Source organism: Pseudomonas putida S13.1.2 (genome assembly GCF_000498395.2).
GTDB lineage: Bacteria > Pseudomonadota > Gammaproteobacteria > Pseudomonadales > Pseudomonadaceae > Aquipseudomonas > Aquipseudomonas putida_Q.
Genome location: NZ_CP010979.1, coordinates 5,311,481 through 5,328,474 on the forward strand (window position 1 = coordinate 5,311,481; position 16,994 = coordinate 5,328,474).

Annotated in this window: 19 protein-coding genes; 15 read left to right on the forward strand and 4 right to left on the reverse strand. The window is 63.6% G+C overall.

The window, feature by feature from the left end:
* Nucleotides 1-3: 3 nt before the first annotated feature.
* From N805_RS23455 to N805_RS23505, 11 genes are all read left to right on the forward strand, one after another.
* Entirely contained in the window at nt 4-993 is a 990-nt protein-coding gene (locus N805_RS23455) for a sulfate/molybdate ABC transporter ATP-binding protein (RefSeq protein ID WP_046811336.1), read from the forward strand.
* A gap of 383 nt (nt 994-1,376) precedes the next feature.
* Entirely contained in the window at nt 1,377-2,177 is an 801-nt protein-coding gene (locus N805_RS23460; RefSeq protein WP_028614098.1) for an energy transducer TonB, read from the forward strand.
* 30 nt (nt 2,178-2,207) lie between these two features.
* Nucleotides 2,208-2,927: a MotA/TolQ/ExbB proton channel family protein gene (locus N805_RS23465; protein WP_019472476.1), complete on the forward strand. Its 720-nt coding sequence runs from the start codon at nt 2,208-2,210 to the stop codon at nt 2,925-2,927.
* Between the two features lies 1 nt (nt 2,928).
* On the forward strand, nt 2,929-3,330 hold the full coding sequence (locus N805_RS23470) for an ExbD/TolR family protein (RefSeq protein WP_019472477.1): 402 nt from the start codon (nt 2,929-2,931) through the stop codon (nt 3,328-3,330).
* A 294-nt stretch (nt 3,331-3,624) separates the two neighbouring features.
* Entirely contained in the window at nt 3,625-4,206 is a 582-nt protein-coding gene (locus N805_RS23475) for an alpha/beta hydrolase (RefSeq protein ID WP_019472478.1), read from the forward strand.
* Nucleotides 4,207-4,270: 64 nt separating this feature from the next.
* A complete protein-coding gene (locus tag N805_RS23480; RefSeq protein ID WP_019472479.1) occupies nt 4,271-5,101 on the forward strand; it encodes a sigma 54-interacting transcriptional regulator in 831 nt (276 codons plus the stop codon).
* A gap of 175 nt (nt 5,102-5,276) precedes the next feature.
* Complete coding sequence (locus N805_RS23485; RefSeq protein WP_019472480.1) at nt 5,277-6,062, forward strand: MetQ/NlpA family ABC transporter substrate-binding protein; 786 nt, start codon at nt 5,277-5,279, stop codon at nt 6,060-6,062.
* Between the two features lie 325 nt (nt 6,063-6,387).
* Nucleotides 6,388-7,053, forward strand: a complete 666-nt coding sequence (locus tag N805_RS23490; RefSeq protein WP_019472481.1) for an amino acid ABC transporter permease — start codon at nt 6,388-6,390, stop codon at nt 7,051-7,053.
* Entirely contained in the window at nt 7,034-7,693 is a 660-nt protein-coding gene (locus tag N805_RS23495; protein ID WP_019472482.1) for an amino acid ABC transporter permease, read from the forward strand. The genes N805_RS23490 and N805_RS23495 overlap by 20 nt, the downstream gene beginning before the upstream one ends.
* On the forward strand, nt 7,690-8,463 hold the full coding sequence (locus tag N805_RS23500) for an amino acid ABC transporter ATP-binding protein (protein ID WP_019472483.1): 774 nt from the start codon (nt 7,690-7,692) through the stop codon (nt 8,461-8,463). The genes N805_RS23495 and N805_RS23500 overlap by 4 nt, the downstream gene beginning before the upstream one ends.
* Complete coding sequence (locus tag N805_RS23505) at nt 8,460-9,332, forward strand: transporter substrate-binding domain-containing protein (RefSeq protein ID WP_019472484.1); 873 nt, start codon at nt 8,460-8,462, stop codon at nt 9,330-9,332. The genes N805_RS23500 and N805_RS23505 overlap by 4 nt, the downstream gene beginning before the upstream one ends.
* A gap of 133 nt (nt 9,333-9,465) precedes the next feature.
* On the opposite strand, the gene N805_RS23510 is transcribed toward N805_RS23505, so the two are convergent.
* Entirely contained in the window at nt 9,466-11,829 is a 2,364-nt protein-coding gene (locus N805_RS23510; protein ID WP_019472485.1) for a penicillin acylase family protein, read from the reverse strand.
* An 86-nt stretch (nt 11,830-11,915) separates the two neighbouring features.
* Here N805_RS23510 and N805_RS23515 point away from each other — a divergent pair, with 86 nt between their 5' ends.
* The gene (locus N805_RS23515) at nt 11,916-12,482 is read left to right on the forward strand and encodes a sugar O-acetyltransferase (RefSeq protein ID WP_019472486.1); all 567 of its coding nucleotides are present in this window, start codon (nt 11,916-11,918) and stop codon (nt 12,480-12,482) included.
* On the opposite strand, the gene N805_RS23520 is transcribed toward N805_RS23515, so the two are convergent.
* Nucleotides 12,461-13,030, reverse strand: coding sequence for a DUF6436 domain-containing protein (locus tag N805_RS23520; RefSeq protein WP_019472487.1), 570 nt, complete (start codon nt 13,028-13,030; stop codon nt 12,461-12,463). The two genes, N805_RS23515 and N805_RS23520, sit on opposite strands and share 22 nt — an antisense overlap.
* Before the next feature lie 216 nt (nt 13,031-13,246).
* Between N805_RS23520 and N805_RS23525 the strand changes: the two genes are divergently transcribed.
* Nucleotides 13,247-14,173, forward strand: a complete 927-nt coding sequence (locus tag N805_RS23525; protein ID WP_019472488.1) for an alpha/beta hydrolase — start codon at nt 13,247-13,249, stop codon at nt 14,171-14,173.
* Here the strand turns inward: N805_RS23525 and N805_RS23530 are convergent, their stop codons facing one another.
* Complete coding sequence (locus tag N805_RS23530; RefSeq protein WP_019472489.1) at nt 14,174-14,926, reverse strand: DUF2059 domain-containing protein; 753 nt, start codon at nt 14,924-14,926, stop codon at nt 14,174-14,176.
* 113 nt (nt 14,927-15,039) lie between these two features.
* Here N805_RS23530 and N805_RS23535 point away from each other — a divergent pair, with 113 nt between their 5' ends.
* Nucleotides 15,040-15,672: a 2OG-Fe(II) oxygenase gene (locus N805_RS23535; RefSeq protein ID WP_026034581.1), complete on the forward strand. Its 633-nt coding sequence runs from the start codon at nt 15,040-15,042 to the stop codon at nt 15,670-15,672.
* Complete coding sequence (locus N805_RS23540; RefSeq protein ID WP_019472491.1) at nt 15,659-16,162, forward strand: DUF523 domain-containing protein; 504 nt, start codon at nt 15,659-15,661, stop codon at nt 16,160-16,162. Before N805_RS23535 ends, N805_RS23540 begins: the two co-directional genes overlap by 14 nt.
* Nucleotides 16,163-16,284: 122 nt before the next feature.
* Here N805_RS23540 and N805_RS23545 read toward each other — a convergent pair whose 3' ends face one another.
* On the reverse strand, nt 16,285-16,773 hold the full coding sequence (locus tag N805_RS23545; RefSeq protein ID WP_019472492.1) for a transporter substrate-binding domain-containing protein: 489 nt from the start codon (nt 16,771-16,773) through the stop codon (nt 16,285-16,287).
* Nucleotides 16,774-16,994 lie beyond the last annotated feature (221 nt).

Genomic DNA, 16,994 nt, shown 5'->3' on the forward strand with positions numbered 1-16,994 from the left:
TTCATGTCGATCGAAGTTCGTAATGTCAGCAAGCGCTTCAACAGCTTCCAGGCCCTGAACAACATCAACCTGGACATCAACAGCGGCGAGCTGGTGGCGCTGCTGGGCCCGTCCGGCTGTGGCAAGACCACCCTGTTGCGCATCATCGCCGGCCTGGAAACCCCGGACCAGGGCAACATCGTGTTCCATGGCGAGGATGTGTCTGGCCATGACGTGCGTGACCGCAACGTCGGGTTCGTATTCCAGCACTACGCGCTGTTCCGCCACATGAGTGTGTTCGACAACGTCGCCTTCGGCCTGCGCATGAAGCCCAAGGGCGAGCGCCCGAGTGAGAGCAAGATCGCCGAAAAAGTGCACGAGTTGCTGAACATGGTGCAGCTGGACTGGTTGTCCGACCGCTACCCGGAGCAGCTGTCTGGCGGCCAGCGTCAGCGTATTGCTCTGGCCCGCGCCCTGGCAGTGGAGCCCAAGGTGCTGCTGCTGGACGAGCCGTTCGGTGCGTTGGACGCCAAGGTGCGCAAGGAGCTGCGTCGTTGGCTGGCGCGGCTGCACGAGGATATCAACCTGACGTCGGTGTTCGTCACCCACGACCAGGAAGAGGCCATGGAAGTGGCTGACCGCATCGTGGTCATGAACAAGGGCGTGATCGAGCAGATCGGCTCGCCGGGCGAGGTGTACGAGCAGCCGGCCAACGATTTCGTCTACCACTTCCTGGGCGACTCCAACCGCCTGGCGGTGAGCGAAGGGCACCATGTGCTGTTCCGCCCGCACGAGGTGTCGCTGTCGCGGCATGAGACCGAAGGGCACCATGCTGCCGAGGTGCGGGATATCCGGCCGTTGGGCGCTACCACGCGGGTGACCTTGAAGGTGGAAGGGCAGAGCGAGTTGATCGAGGCCGAGGTGGTCAAGGACCATGACAGCCTGACCGGGCTGGCGCGGGGCGAGACGTTGTTCTTCCGGCCGAAGGTTTGGCAGAAGGTGGCGGATATCTGAGCCGCGCTTGATGAGAAAAAGCCCGGGCTTGGTTCCGGGCTTTTTTTTGCCTGACGGATTGCCGGGGCTGCTTTGCAGCCCATCGCGACACAAGGCCGCTCCCACAGGGAACTGCAATCTCCTGTGGGAGCGGCCTTGTGTCGCGATCGAGGGCGCAGCCCTCGCGGCAATCTCATGCCTTACGCGAATATTTTGCATGCCCCCAATGCATCGCGTTTAAACCCGACAGCCGCAGCCCGCGCAGTTCGTGGCTTCCACGGCCTTCCTGAAAAACAATATTCAATTCAGTTCTAACCATAATTTTAAACATTACTTTAAGAGATAAGCCTCTGGCCCCGATGATTCAGCCACACACCTGAATCGAGACCCCAGGAGTTTGATCAATGGGTAATGTCCAGTCGGCCGTCAGGGCCTACGACCAGCCATGGCGCCCGGCCCCGGGTGACCTGGTCGAGCTTGGACGCACGCTTCGCCTCCCGCTTGGCCAGCTGCGCCTGCAACGCACGCCCGTCAGCGGGCTCAAGCGCCGCGACAAGCTGGTGTTGGGCCTGCTGGTGCTGGTGCTGCATGGCGCTGCAGCGTACTGGGTCAGCCAGGCGCCAACACCCGAGCTGCCAGTGGTGCCGCCACAGGTGCCGCCCATGACCATCGAGTTCGCAGCGCCAGCGCCGCCCGTGGTCGAGCCTCCGCCGCCAGCGCCCGCGCCGCCCGTGGTCGAGCCGCCACCGCCGCCACCGGTAGTCGACGAACTGGCCGCCAAGCCCAAACCCAAGCCAAAGCCCGTGCCTAAGCCTGTGGTCAAGCAAGCGCCCAAGCCACAGCCCAAGCCGGTCGAGGCACCACCGCCAGCGCCGGTGGCCGCCCCCGCACCGCCTGCGCCAGCGCCACCCGCGCCGGCTCCGATAACCCCGGCATCGGCCAACGCCGCGTACCTGAAGAACCCGGCACCGGAATACCCGCAAATGGCCCAGCGCCGTGGTTGGGAAGGCACCGTGCTGTTGCGCGTAGAGGTGCTGCCAAGCGGCAAGCCCGGGCAGATCCAGGTACAGAAAAGCAGTGGCCGTGACGCCCTCGACGCTGCCGCGCTGGCCGCGGTCAAGCGCTGGAGCTTCGTACCCGCCAAGCAGGGCGACGTGGCCCAGACTGGCTGGGTCAGCGTGCCGATCGATTTCAAGCTTCGCTAACTATTTCGCAGAACACAGGAAGACACCATCATGAGCCTGCTGGCATCCCCCCTCGAATCCGTTGAAAGCGCAGTCATCTGGCTGCTGGTCGGTTTCTCTGTCGTCACCTGGGGCCTGGCCCTGGTCAAGGTTGCGCAGTTCGTGCGGCTGAAAAACCAGGACAAGCGCTTCCACAAGCAGTTCTGGGCGGCCTCCAGCCTGGATTCGGCCGCCGAACTCAGCCATGAGCTGCCCGGCCCGGCTGCCCGTGTTGCCCAGTCCGGCTACGCCGCGATTGCCGTTGGCGAGACCCAGGCCAATGACCTGAGCCACGCCATCAACCACCAGGACCGCCTGGAACGCGCCCTGCGTCAGCAGATCGTGCGTGAGCGCCGCTCGCTGGAAACCGGCCTGGCGGTGGTTGCCAGTATCGGCAGCACCTCGCCCTTCATCGGCCTGTTCGGCACCGTGTGGGGCATCATGGAAGCGCTAAAGGGCATCAGTGCGGCTGGCTCCGCCAGCCTGGAAACCGTCGCCGGGCCAATCGGTGCGGCACTGGTGGCTACCGGTGTGGGTATCGCCGTCGCAGTGCCGGCAGTGCTGGTGTACAACTACTTCCTGCGTCGCCTCAAGCTGACCGCTGCCGACCTGGATGACTTCGCCCACGACTTCTACAGCCTGGCGCAGAAGAGTGCCTTCCGCGTGCTGGTACACCCTGCCGTGCAAAAAGCCCAGGCTGGTTTCACCCAGCCGGTGAAGGAGGCGTCCTGATATGGCCTTTTCGACCCAGGACAGCGACGAAGTCCTCAGTGAAATCAACGTCACGCCCTTGGTAGACGTCATGCTGGTGCTGCTGGTGGTGTTCATCGTCACCGCGCCGCTGCTGACCAACGCCATCCCCATCAACTTGCCCAAGACCGAGGCTGTGGCCCCGGTGGAGCAGAAGGATCCGTTGGTGGTCAGCATCGACGGCGACGGCAAGCTGTTCATCAACAAGGATCAGATCCAGCCCGACCTGCTGGAAACCAACCTCAAGGCCGCCAAGGACAAGGACGCGGATGTGCGCGTGCAGCTGCAGGCCGACGACGGCGTGAACTACGGCGAAGTGGCGCGAGCCATGGCAGCCATCGAACGTGCGGGGATCAGCAAGCTGGCGGTGATAACCGCGCGCTGATCCCTGCAAAACCTCTTCAGGCAAGTGACTCTCGCAAGTGCGTTGGGGCCATATCTCTTGGCAGGGGATGGCCCTTTTTTTTGCCTGATCCCTGTGGGAGCGGGCGTGCCCGCGAACACGGGCGAAGCCCGTGCCATCCACCGCGGTGCTTGCTTCGCGGGCATGCCCGCTCCCACAGGGATCGCACAAGCTATTGGTGTTTTGGTTATTAATAAATAGCTTCTTATTCCTTTACGAATATAACTCCCTCCCTATACTTGTCTCCAAGCACGCAAACTTACTGGAGGCGTCCCCATGCGCAATGAGTCAATTCGTTACCTGATTGTGCCGGGCTGGCAAGGATCGCCAGACAACCATTGGCAAAGTCACTGGCAGCGCACCCTGCCCAACAGTGCGCGGGTCGAGCAGCACGATTGGCTCACCCCGCAACGGCAGGACTGGGTGCAGGCGCTGGAGCAGGCGGTGGCCGCCGAGCGTTCGCCGGTGATCCTGATTGCCCACAGCCTTGGCTGCATCACGGTCGCCCATTGGGCCGCGCAGGCCAGCCCGGCCTTGCGGCGCAGGGTGCGGGGTGCACTGCTGGTAGCGCCGGCAGACGTCGAGCGGCCCACCTGTGCGCCAGCGCTGCGTAACTTTGCGCCGATCCCGGCCGAGGCGCTGCCGTTCCCCAGCCAGGTCGTCAGCTCGGACAACGACCCGGCCGTGAGCGTGCCGCGGGCGCTGTACCTGGCCCAGGCCTGGGGTGCCGAAGCGGGGTTGCTGAGCAATGCCGGGCACATCAACGTCAAGTCCGGCCATGAGCGCTGGGAACAAGGCTTCGCCTACTTGTATCGCTTGCAGAGCCGGGTCGAGCAGCGCGCACTGCGTCGCGCCTGACAGCCCTTGTTGTTTACCGTTTACCTGACGCCCGGCCAATGCAGGCCTGGGGCGGGAGTTCGTCATGACGTTTCAAAACCCGTTTGGCCAGCCACTGCTGACCTTCCCCGAGCTGGACAAGAGCCCGCTGAGCATCCGTGCCAAGGCCTTGGTGTTCATCGACCCGCGTTCGCAGCAGTTGCGCGAAGACCTTGAGCGTCTGGCACCGCAACCCTTGCCCGTGCTGATCCGTGGCGAAACCGGCACCGGCAAGGAGCTGCTGGCCCGGCAGATCCATCGTGCCAGCGACCGTGGTGGGCTGTTCGTGTCGGTCAATTGCGCAGCCATCAGCCCCACTTACGCTGATGCCGAGCTGTTCGGCTATAGCGCTGGCAGCCAGGGCGGCACTGCCAGCAGCCGCGCCGGTTGGTTCGGTTCGGCCAACGGCGGCACGCTGTACCTGGACGAGATTGCCGACTTGCCGCTGGCCATTCAGGGCAAGTTGCTGGCGGCCTTGGAAAACCGCGAGGTCACCCGGGTGGGCGCGCAGCAGCCACAGCCGGTGGATGTGCGCCTGGTCGCCGCCACCAGCATCGACCTGACGCGCGTGGTACGGGCGGGGCGCTTCAACGAGCGGTTGCACCAGTACCTGCGCGAGGGCGCGCTGGAACTGCCGCCGCTGCGCGAGCGGCCGGGCGATATCCTGCCGCTGGCCGAGTACTTTGTGGGTATCTACAGCGTGCGCCTGCAGCGGCCTGTGCCGTTGGTAAGCGAGGCGGCGCAGCAGGTGCTGGAAGCGCATTTCTGGCCCGGCAATACCCGCGAACTGGAGAACGTCATCCACTTTGCCTTGCTGGTGAATGACGGCGCAGAGATCCAGCCAGAAGACCTCGACTTGCCCAACCCCGCGCGCTAGACATCGCTCATAAGCAAAGTGGCTGGTGGCATTTTGTTTTTGGAATAAGCAGCTAAGTAAAAGATATTGTTACGGAATAAAAAATCTAGGTATTGTCCGCCTCACGCCCGCTGGTGAACCGGTTGGGCACCCGATTCGCCATCGCCGATGGCCCAGATTCAGAACAAGGACCACCATGAAGAAGACCCTGCTGACCACCGCCCTGGCCGCTGCCCTGTCGTTTTCCGGCCTGGCCGCCGCCGCTGAAAAACTGGTGGTTGCCGCTACTCCGGTACCCCACGCCGAAATCCTCGAGCTGATCAAGCCTGCTCTGGCCAAGGAAGGCGTTGACCTGGAGATCAAGGTCTTCACCGACTACGTGCAGCCGAACGTGCAGGTGGACCAGAAGCGTCTGGACGCCAACTACTTCCAGACCCTGCCCTACCTGAAGAGCTTCAACGAAGGTAAAGGCACCCACCTGGAAACGGTCATTGGCGTACACGTCGAACCCTTCGGTGGCTACTCGAAGAAGATCAAGAACCTGTCCGAGCTGAAGGAAGGCGCTACCGTTGCCATCCCTAACGAAGGCAGCAACAGCGGCCGCGCCCTGATCCTGCTGCAGAAGGCTGGCCTGATCACCCTGAAAGACCCGAAGAATGCCCTGGCCACCCCCAAGGACATCGCCGAGAACCCGAAAAAGCTGAAGTTCCGCGAGCTTGAGTCGGCCATGCTGCCGCGTGTGCTGGACCAGGTCGACCTGGACATGATCAACACCAACTACGCCCTGGAAGCCGGCCTGAACCCGGCCAAGGATGCGCTGGTGATCGAAGGTGCCGACTCGCCGTACGTGAACTTCCTGGTTGCCCGCCCGGACAACAAGGACAGCGAAGCCATCCAGAAACTGGCCAAGGCCCTGACCAGCCCGCAAGTGAAGGAATTCATTGCCAAGAAGTATCAGGGCGCTGTGCTGCCGGCGTTCTGATTCGCTTGCGATACACTGCATAACCCAACGCCGACACCCCTGTGTCGGCGTTTTCATTTCCGGGATCATGCATTTGGGTGAGATGCGATCCCCCTGTAGGAGCGGCCTTGTGTCGCGAAAGGGGTGCGAAGCGCCCCCAGGATGTTTGCGTTAAACCTGCCATCGCCGGGGCCGCTTTGCGGCCCTTTCGCGACACAAGGCCGCTCCTACAAAGGGCGTGTTTGCCTGTACTATGCATATGCAATAAAGATATTTATTAAAAAGTTTTTAGATCATTAGAGTCTAGTGATTGTGCCCTCGCGCACCCTGCAGACTTGCTCTACCCATGACTCTCGACACCGCATTCATCCTCAGCACGCTACCCGCCTTCCTCAAGGCCGTGGGTGTGACCTTGCAGGTAGGCCTGATCGCCATTGCCACCTCGCTACTGGTCGCCCTGTTCAATGCCACCCTGCTGGTACTACGCACCCCCTACCTGTGGCGCCTGGTCAAAGCCTACGTGGAGCTGGCGCGCAACACGCCGCTGCTGATCCAGCTGTTCTTCGTCTACTTCGCACTGCCCAGCCTGGGCCTGAAGATTTCCGGTTTTTCCGCTGCGATCATCACCATGACCTTCATGGGCGGTGCCTACCTCACCGAGGTGTTGCGGGCCGGCATCGAGGCCGTGCCGCGTGCCCAGCTTGAGTCCGGGCGCTCCATCGGCCTGTCCGAGGGCCAGCTGCTGCGCCATGTGGTGCTGCCCCAGGCCGGTATCCTCAGCCTGCCGGCACTGTTCGCCAATTTCATCTTCCTGCTCAAGGAAACCACCGTGGTGTCGGCGGTGGCCGTGCCGGAAATCCTCTACACCACCAAGAACTACATCGCGCTGTACTACAAGACCTACGAAATGCTCACCGTGCTGACCCTGCTCTGCGTGCTGCTGTTCCTGCCGCTTTCGTTGCTGCTGCGCTATGTGGAAAGGAGGCTGCAACATGGCCAGTTCGGGATTTGACCTGTTGCTGCAGGCGTTGCCGCAGCTGGCCGGCGGCGCCGGGCAGACCTTGGCCATCTCGGCGCTGGGCATTCTGTTCGCAACGCTGGGTGGCGTGCTGTACGGCGTGCTGGCAACCCTGGGCAACCGTGCCCTGAACATCGCCTTGCAGGTGTACCTGGAGCTGTTCCGCGCCATCCCGGTGCTGGTCTGGCTGTACCTGGTGTTCTTCGGCCTGCCGATCTTCTTTGCCCTGAGCATCCCCAGCTTCTGGTGCGCCGTGCTGGTACTGGCCCTGTGGGGCGCCAGCGAGGTGGGCGAGGTGGTGCGCGGGGCCCTGGCTTCGCTGCCGCGAGGCCAGCGCGAGGCCGGGCTGTCGATCGGCCTGGCCGGCTGGCAGCTGTATGGCTACGTGTTGCTGCCGCAGGCACTCAAGCGCATGACCCCACCGACTATCAACATCTACACGCGGATCATCAAGACCAGCTCGCTGGCGGTGTTGATCGGCGTGGTCGAGGTGATCAAGGCCGGCCAGCAGATCATCGAACGCACCTACGAATCGGTGCTGATCTACGGCGCCTTGTTTCTGTTCTTCTTCATCGTCTGTTATCCGCTGTCCGCCGCTTCGCGCGTGCTGGAACGCCGTTGGGCACACTCATGAGCGCATTGATCGAATTCCAGGGTTTCAACAAGTTTTTTGGCGAGCACCAGGTACTCAAGGACGTCGACCTCAAGGTGGCGGCCGGCGAAGTGGTGGTCATCCTCGGCCCCAGCGGTTGCGGCAAGAGCACGCTGCTGCGCTGCCTCAACGGCCTGGAGCAGGCCCACAGCGGCCACCTGCGGCTGGCCGGGCAAGAGCTGCTCGACCCGCGCACCGACTGGCGCGACGTTCGCCAGCGGGTGGGCATGGTGTTTCAGAGCTATCACCTGTTCGGCCACATGAGCGTGATCGACAACCTGCTGCTTGGCCCGCTCAAGGTGCAAAAGCGCGAGCGTGCCGAAGCGCAGGCCCAGGCCGAGGCACTGCTGGCGCGGGTCGGCCTGCTGGACAAACGCGACGCCTTCCCGCGGCAATTGTCCGGGGGCCAGCAACAGCGCATCGCCATCGTGCGCTCACTTTGCATGAACCCCGAGGTGATGCTGTTCGACGAGGTTACCGCCGCACTCGACCCGGAAATGGTCAAGGAAGTGCTGCAGGTGATCCAGGGCCTTGCCCGCGACGGCATGACCCTGCTCATCGTTACCCACGAAATGGCCTTCGCTCGCGCGGTGGCCGACCGCATCGTGTTCATGGAGGCCGGCAGGATCCTTGAACAAGGCGACCCCGAGAGCTTCTTCACCAAACCGCAGACCGCACGCGCGCAGCAGTTCCTGGAGAAATTCTCCTTCGTAGAAAGCCTGCCAAAGACACTGCACAAGGAACTGTCATGAAAACTGCCAACCTCACCAAACTGCTGGCGCCGTTGTTCGGCCTGGCCCTGCTGGCCGGCTGCAACAAGGCCGAAGAACCGCCCAAGCCGGCAGCGGCGTCGCCAGCCACCAGCTACCTGGAAACCATCAAGGCCCGCGACAAGCTGATTGTCGGGGTGTTCACCGACAAGCCGCCGTTTGGCTTCGTCGATGAAAAAGGCCGCTATGTGGGCTTTGACACCGACATTGGCCGCCGGCTGGCCAAGGACCTGCTGGGTGATGAAAACAAGGTCGAGTTCGTTGCCGTGGAACCGGCCAGCCGTATTCCATTCCTGCAGAGCGACAAGGTCGACCTGATCCTCGCCAACATGACCGTGACCCCGGAGCGCAAGGAAGCGGTGGACTTCACCAACCCCAACCTGCGCGTTGCCGTGCAGGCCATTGTGGCGGATGGCAGCCCGGTGCAGAAGCTCGACGACCTGGCCGACAAGACCATCATCGTCACCACCGGCACCACAGCCGATATCTGGCTGACCAAAAATCACCCTGACTGGAAACTGCTCAAGTTCGAGAAGAACAGCGAGTCGCTGCAAGCCCTGGCCACTGGCCGTGGCGATGCCTATGCCCAGGACAACCTGATCCTGTTCAGCTGGGCCAAGCAGAACCCGGGCTACCGCGTGCTGCCGCAGCTGCTGGGTGACGAAGCGCCGATTGCGCCGGCGGTGAAGAAGGGCAACACCGAGCTGCGTGACTGGGTGAACGCCGAGCTGGCCAAGCTTGGGGAAGAGAAATTCTTGCTGAAACTGTATGACCAGTATGTGCGCAAGGAACTGAGCGATGACACCAAGCCGGAAAGCGTGATTGTCGAAGGCGGCAAATGGCAGGGATAAAAGTTTGAATGGGGCCGCTTCGCGGCCCATCGCCGGCAAGCCAGCTCCCACAGGTACTTCACAAGTCGTCAGGCCTACGCCGAACCTGTGGGAGCTGGCTTGCCGGCGATGGGCTGCGCAGCAGCCCTCTGGCTCATTGGCCTGGTACTAACCGCAAGGTACTTTGCGCCGGAATCACCCCCATCTGCGCCCGCTGGTACTGCCCCTGCACATACCCCTTGGCCTGGTCTGCATAATACCTGTCGAACGGCACGCCACTCTGCCCGACAGGGTTGATGGTCAGTGCCTGCCCGGCATCGGCAAAGTCGATCAGCCGGCGGGTCGATGGCCCATAGGTGACCGGCCATGGCGCCGGGCCGATCTTCGCCGAGAGGTTGTTCGGCACTTCATGGGTACCGGGTGCGGCGAACGGCCCGACGTTGAACAGCAGGTTCAGTGGCTTTTTCACCCCCAGCGGGTGGTTGTGGGTCAGGGTATGCGCCTTGCCCCATTGCCAGCTGGCCGGGTCGCTGCCCAGAGCGTCACGCAGGTGCTTCAAACTGCTCTGCCAAGCCGTGCGCACGATGGCGGTCCGGTCGGTGCGCAGGTTGCCTCCGCGGGTGTTCCACCAGGGTGAATTGGCATCCGCCGCCAAGCGCGGCAAGGCGGCATCGATGGCACGGGTGCTGATCAGTACCGGGAACCACGTGTCACCCAGTTCGTCATGCAGGGCAGCAAATGCCAGTTCGTAGAGGAACTGGTTGAACAGCGTGGCGCTGGTCGAGTCCAGCGGGTAGTCGCCGCGCCAGGCAGCCAGTTGCTCGACCAGTTCCTTCTCTTCGTCACCTTCGGCCACCGCGCGCAGCGTTGCCAGCAGCGGGGCTAGGGTGCGCGGGCCATGGTCGCTGGCGGTGTCCAGCTGCAGTGCCTGGCTGTTCTGCGTGTCCCATTTCACCTCAGGGTTGGCCAGTTGGCGGTCGAGCTGGCGGCCACGGTCGGGCAAGTTGTAGTAGCCCGGTATCGGCACCGCTGCCGGGGGCTGATAGTTGGCCGAGACGATATAGCCGCGGGCCGGGTTCTCCTGCTGCGGGTTGACGTTGAAGGGGTAGAAACCGAGTTTGTCGGCCTGCACGCTGGCGCCGTCGAGGATGAACGCGGGGTCGACGCCGTCTGGGCGGATTGGCAGCTTTGCCGCCGCCCACCAGCCGATATCGCCACGGGCATTGGCCCAGACAAAGTTCAGCCCCGGCGCGTGGACCTTGGCAGCGGCTTCGCGCATCTTGCCCAGGGTATCGGCGCGGTTGAGCTGGTAAAAACCTTCGAGGATCGGGTTTTCGGTTTCCAGAAACGCCCACCACATGGCGATTGGCGTGGGCCCGGCCGTGGCGCCCAGCACGTCGTTGACGATCGGGCCATGGGGCGAGCGGCGCAGGCTTAGGGTGACCGGCGCTTCGCCTTTCACCGCGATCTGCTGTTCGGTCTTTTCCAGCGCCTGCCATTTGCCGTCGACCATGACCTGGTTGGCGTCGGCCGGGTTGGTGCGCTCGGCGATCAGGTCGACGTCGTCGTTCTGGAACATGGTCAGGCTCCAGCCGAAGTCGCGGTTATGGCCCAGCAAGGCGAACGGGTTGAGCGCCTGGAAGTAGCCATACAGGTTGAAGCCGGGCGCCGACAGTTCGGCCTCGTACCAAACTGCAGGTACCGCGAAGCCGATATGCGGGTCGCCGGCCAGCAGCGGCTTGCCACTGCGGGTGTGGCTGCCGGCCACCGCCCAGGCGTTACTGCCTTCGAACTGCGGGATACCGGCGTCGCCCAGTGCTTCATGGCTGAGCCGGGCGAGGGATTCCAGGCTTTGCCAGTCGGCAGCAGCCAGTGGCGTGCCCAAGGCGCCTTCGGGTTGCCAGCCGAGGTCGAAGATGTTCAGGTATTCAGGCCCTAGCTGGTCGCGAATGTAGGTGAGCGCGGGCTCGGTGCGAAACGCGGCGGCGAAGCTGTAGGCCAGGTAACCGGCGATACTCAGGGTGTCTTCGGCGGTGAACGGGCGCGGGGTGATGCCGAGCAGGTCGAACTCCATGGGCTTGGCATGGCTGGCCTGCCAGCTGTTGACCCCGTCGAGGTAGGCTTGCAGGGCCTGCCAGGCAGGTGATTGCGGGTCCTGACGCTTGGCCATCAGTGCGGCCTGTTCGCGAATGCGCAGGCTGCGGAACAGGGTATCGGTGGGCAGCAGCTTGTCGCCCAGCACTTCGGCCAGTTCACCACGGGCCAGCCGGCGCAGGATCTCCATCTGGAACAGCCGGTCCTGGGCATGCACATAACCCAAGGCGCGATACAGGTCTGGCTCGCTCTGCGCCTGCAGGTGCGGCACGCCGCGGCCGTCGTAGCGCACAGTGACCTGCGCTTGCAGGCCGGCCATGGCCACCTCGCCCTCGCGCTGTGGCAGTTTGCCCTGCACGTACCAGTAACCGGCGCCAGCGGCCACGGCCACAACCACGGCCAACAGGGTCAGGCTGCGCTTCATGCAGACTCCTTGTGCGTTCAAGCAAAAAATGTGGTCCGATCATCGGCGGATTCGCGAACAGAGCATAGCCCCAGGAAGGAGTTTCCATGTCCCTCAGCGAAAAACAGAAAATGCTGGCCGGCCAGCTCTACCACGCTGGCTGCCCGCAGCTGCAGGCCGAGCAGATCGCCAACAAGCACTGGATGCACCGCTACAACAGCAGCGTCGAACTGCTCAACGATGCCCGTCACGGGCTGTTGGCCGAACACTTCGATGAAGTTGGCGCAGGCGCGGTGATCCGCCCGCCGTTCTATTGCGACTACGGCTACAACATCAGCGTCGGTCGCAATACCTTCATGAACTTCAACTGCGTGATCCTCGACGTAGTACAGGTGCGTATCGGCGACGATTGCCAGATCGGCCCGAACGTGCAGATCTACACCGCCGACCATCCGCTTGACCCCGAGGTGCGACGCAGCGGGCTGGAGAGTGGGCGGCCGGTGACCATTGGCAACAACGTGTGGATTGGCGGTGCGGCGATCATCCTGCCGGGGGTGACCATTGGCGACAACGCCGTGGTGGGCGCCGGCAGTGTGGTGACGCGGGATGTGCCCGCGGGTGTGACGGTGGTGGGTAACCCGGCGCGGGTGCGTCAGCCCGCCCAAGGGCAGTAGCAGCCCACTGCAAGGGTATTGGAGGCGCTGACCTGGCGGCCGTCGAGCAGGGCCTTGAGGATGGGCTCGACGAAGCTGTTGCTGGCGTTGCACACCGCGCCTTCGCTGTATGGGCCAAAGTACGCCAGGCGGCCTTGCCGGTCCCAGATGGCCACGGCTGGGGAGGCGGGCAGGTGCTCGCTGCCGGGCAGGTTGGCGATAGGCTTGAGGGCGGTGAGGTTGGCGGGCAGTTGGCCGTGGCTGCCGGGCTTTTGCAGCACGTGGAAGGTAACGCCGTGGCCTGCGAACTGGCTGACCAGGTCGCCCAGGTGTTGCTGGTTGCCGACATTGCACGGGCACGCCGGGTCCCAGAAATGCACCACACGAACCGGGCCGGGGCCGGCCAGTTCGGCAGGGAGCTGCAGCTGGCTGCCGTCGAACAGCGTGGCTTGGTTGTCGAACGGGCGCAGGTAGCGGGCCTGGAAGGTGGTGTAGGCCTGCCAGGCCAGAGCGGTGCAGAGTGGCAGGGCAAGGGCAATCAAGATTGGTTTGACGAGTCGCGTCTGCATGGATGTCTGCGGATATCTTGTGGTGGGTTCACTGGCCCTATCGCCGGCAAGCCAGCTCCCACAGGTTATCCGCTGACCTCAGGCCCGAGGATAACCTGTGGGAGCTGGCTTGCCGGCGATAGGGCCAGTTCAGGTGAAACATAGCCCAAGCTTGCCATGACGCCGGCCAGAGCTGAAGATTCCAGATCAATACTTGCATCAATGTGGATGTGCTCGATGCCTGCTGCTTTTCACCCCGACCTCCTGCGCACCCGCCTGGCGCCATTGGCCGCTCGCCAGCCGTTGACGACCGAGGCGCAGGCCTACCAGCGCTTCTACGGCCTGAACCTGCCGGTACACAGCTGGCTGGGCGGTTTTCAGGCGGCGGGCTTCGACCTGGTCGGGCAGGCCTGGTTGCCCAAGCAGCCAACCGCGACGCTGTTCTTGCTGCACGGCTACTACGACCACATGGGCCTTTACCGGCATGTGATCGAGTGGGCACTCAAGCAGGGGTTCGCCGTGATCAGCTGCGACCTGCCCGGCCACGGCCTGTCCAGCGGGGAGCGGGCCAGCATCAGCGATTTTGCGGTGTACCAGCAGGTGCTGGAGGCCCTGTTCGAACAGGCGCGCCTGCTGCAACTGCCGTGCCCCTGGCACCTGTGCGGGCAGAGCACGGGCGGCGCCATTGCCGTGGACCATTTGCTGCATCAGGGGGCGCGCAGCCCGGTCAACGGTCAGGTCATCCTGTTGGCACCGCTGGTGCGGCCGTGTTCCTGGCGTTGGTCGAAGTTCAGCTACCGGGTGCTGCGGCATTTCGTCAACGGCATCGAACGGCGCTTCAGCGAAAACACCAACGACCCGGCCTTCCTGCCGTTTCTGGAGGCCGACCCGCTGCAACCGCGTCGCTTGCCAACTGCCTGGGTGGGCGCACTGATCGCCTGGGTCAAACGCATCGAGGCCGCGCCGCGCAGTTCGCGGCAGCCGTTGATCGTGCAGGGGGAGGCTGATGGCACAGTGGACTGGCCCTACAACCTCGAAGTGCTCAAGGCCAAGTTTGCCGAGCCGCAAATCCTGATGCTGCCCGAAGCCCGCCACCACCTGGCCAACGAGCTACCGGGCATCCGCCAGCGCTACTTCGATTTCATCGACCAGCGCCTGGGCTGATCATTTCAGGTCGTTGGCGCTCTGGCCAACTGCCAGACCGGCACGCACAGCGGCCAGGGCCGCCTGGTAGTAGGCCTTGCCGTCGGCCGACTCGGCAAAGGTGGCGAACTGTTCCAGCTCGGCATCGGACAGGTCGCGGTAGACGTACAGCAGCGTGTTGTTGAGGTCTTCGCCAATCTGCCCCATCAGCCGCTGGCGCTGGCCGTCGAGCAGGCCCTGGGCCTGGCCGCCGCCGAACAAGCCCGGGATCATCGAGCTGAGGCTATCGGCTGCGACGCCGGCGATGGCCAGGCTCACTTCGGCGCCGGCTTCACGCGCTGGCAGGGCCTGGGCCAGGTGGCCGATGACCAGCAGGCGGTCGTCGCTGGCCTGGATCTTCGGCAAGCCTTTGGCGTTCTTGGCCAACTCGTCTTTGCGGGTGGCCTTGAGTTCGGCGGCTACCACCTTGCGCCCCAGCGGTGACTGGAAGAACGCCAGGGCCGGAGCCGGGTTGGCCAGGGTGGCGCGCAGCTTTGCCTGGGCGCGGCGGTCCACCGCCTGGGCCTGGAAGCGCTGGTTGCTGTTGTTGACCAGCGCCTGGTAGACGGCGGGTGGCAAACTGTTGCGGTAGCGTTCCTGGGCGGCGCTCAGGGCATCGATGAAGTGGGCGCGCTGGTCGGGCCAGCCGGCGGCCTTGTACAGTTGATCCAGGTTGTCTGCCCAGACAGGCATGGTGCAGATCATCAGCAGAATCAGGGAAAACAGACGGCGCATTCAGGACTCCTGTCGGCAGGTGGCTATTGTCCTTGCCCCGGCGCCGGTTTGTCGAGATATCCGCGTGTTTCTCGGCCAAGTGGCGCTGTGCGGCGACAGGGCGAATGGATATGATGCGCGCCATGCACATCTCCCCTGAACACCCGATGCTTGCGGCCGTCGTCGACGATCTGGCCACCCATGGCTGGTCCCGGCAGGCGCTCTTTCTGCCTGGCGAACTGGTGCGCGCGCTGGCGGCCGAATGCCGGCGGCGTGATGCCGAAGGCGAGCTGAACCCTGCGGGGGTTGGGCGCGGTGTTACCCAAGAGGTGCGCGAAGCCATTCGCGGCGACCAGATCCAGTGGATCGACCCGGGGCAGGCCGAGGCCTGCGACCAGTACCTGTCGGCCATGGACCAGCTTCGCCTGGCCATCAACCAGGGCCTGTTCCTGGGCCTGGAAGACTTCGAATGCCATTTTGCCCTGTACCCACCTGGGGCGTTTTATCGCCGGCACCTGGACCGCTTTCGCGACGATGACCGGCGCATGGTCTCGGCCGTGCTGTACCTGAATGAAGGCTGGCAGCCGCAGGACGGTGGCCAGTTGCGCATGTTCCTGGCAGGCGACGTGGAACTCGACGTCGAGCCTGTGGCGGGTTGCCTGGTGGTGTTTCTGTCGGGTGAAGTGCCCCACGAAGTGCTGCCGGCCGGCCGTGAGCGGCTGTCGTTGACCGGTTGGTTCAGGCGCCGTGGCAATGACCCGTTCTGATTTGCCCAAGGTGCTGGTCAGCGCCTGCCTGCTGGGGCAGCCGGTGCGCTATGACGGCCGGGCCAGCGGGCACCCGGACCTGTTGCAGCAATGGCAGGCCGAAGGGCGCGTGGTGCCGTTGTGCCCAGAGGTGGCCGGTGGCTTGCCCACCCCGCGCCCGCCAGCGGAGATTCCGGGCGGGCAGGGCGGCGAGGTGCTTGATGGCACTGCACAGGTGCTGACGGTAACGGGCGAAGATGTCAGTGCCGAATTTCTGGCCGGGGCGCAGCTGGCGCTGGAACTGGTGCGTCGGCATGGCATCCGTGTGGCGGTGCTGAAGTCGGGTAGCCCTTCGTGTGGTAACCGGTTGACCTACGACGGCACGTTCAGTGGCGTGAAGGTGGCGGGGGAAGGGGTGACCACGGCGCTATTGCGGCGGGCCGGGGTGCAGGTTTTCAGTGAGCTGGAGCTTGCGCAAGCGCAGGCTGTGCTGGCTGGGCTTTCTGCTTAAGCCTGTACCGGCCTCTTCGCGGGTAAACCCGCTCCCACAGGATCACCACATGACTCTTGGCCTGTGGAATACCTGTGGGAGCGGGTTCACCCGCGAAAGGGCCGGGGCAGGCAATAAAAACCTTACTGCCCGGCCGCAGTCTCCTGCACACCCTTGAACCACTTCTGCTCAAGCTCGGCCGTGCGGCCACTGTCTTTCAAGCGCTGCAGCGCATTGTTCACCGCACTTTCAAACGCCGGGTTGTCCTTCTGGAACGGGATCACCAGTTTCTTCTCGGCAAACGGCAGGCTCACATCAAGCGGGCCGTCGCCCTTGGGCGCCTCACTCGATGGCGTGAGTGCAATGTCGTACTTGCCACTCTCGACACCTGTCAGTACTTCATCAGCCGGGGCTTCGACGAACTCGGCGCGCAAGTCCAGCTCCCTGGCCAGGTCCTGGCCAAACTCGATGTCGAAACCCGTCAGGTGGTCATCTTGTTTGAAGGCGTACGGCGAGTTGTCCGCCTGTACGGCAATGCGCAGTTCGCCCCGGTCGGCGATTTCGTCGATCAGCTCCGCCTGGGCCAATGGACTGATCAGTACTGCCAGCAGTACCCCTATGGTCGAACGCATGATTGCCCCTTTTCTTTTAACAGATTGAAAACTTTCGTCACGGCTTTCTTCCTCGCCGTGATCGAGCGCAGCCTATGACCTTGAAGCCTCGACATTGTTTAACCCTGACTGAAATTTTTCTGTCAGGCAATGTGAACACCTTGGCGATTATTTCAACTAAGGTGAACTACCGTCGCCGCCGGATGAAGGGTGGCGGTCAATAAGTGAATCACAGGAGAAGT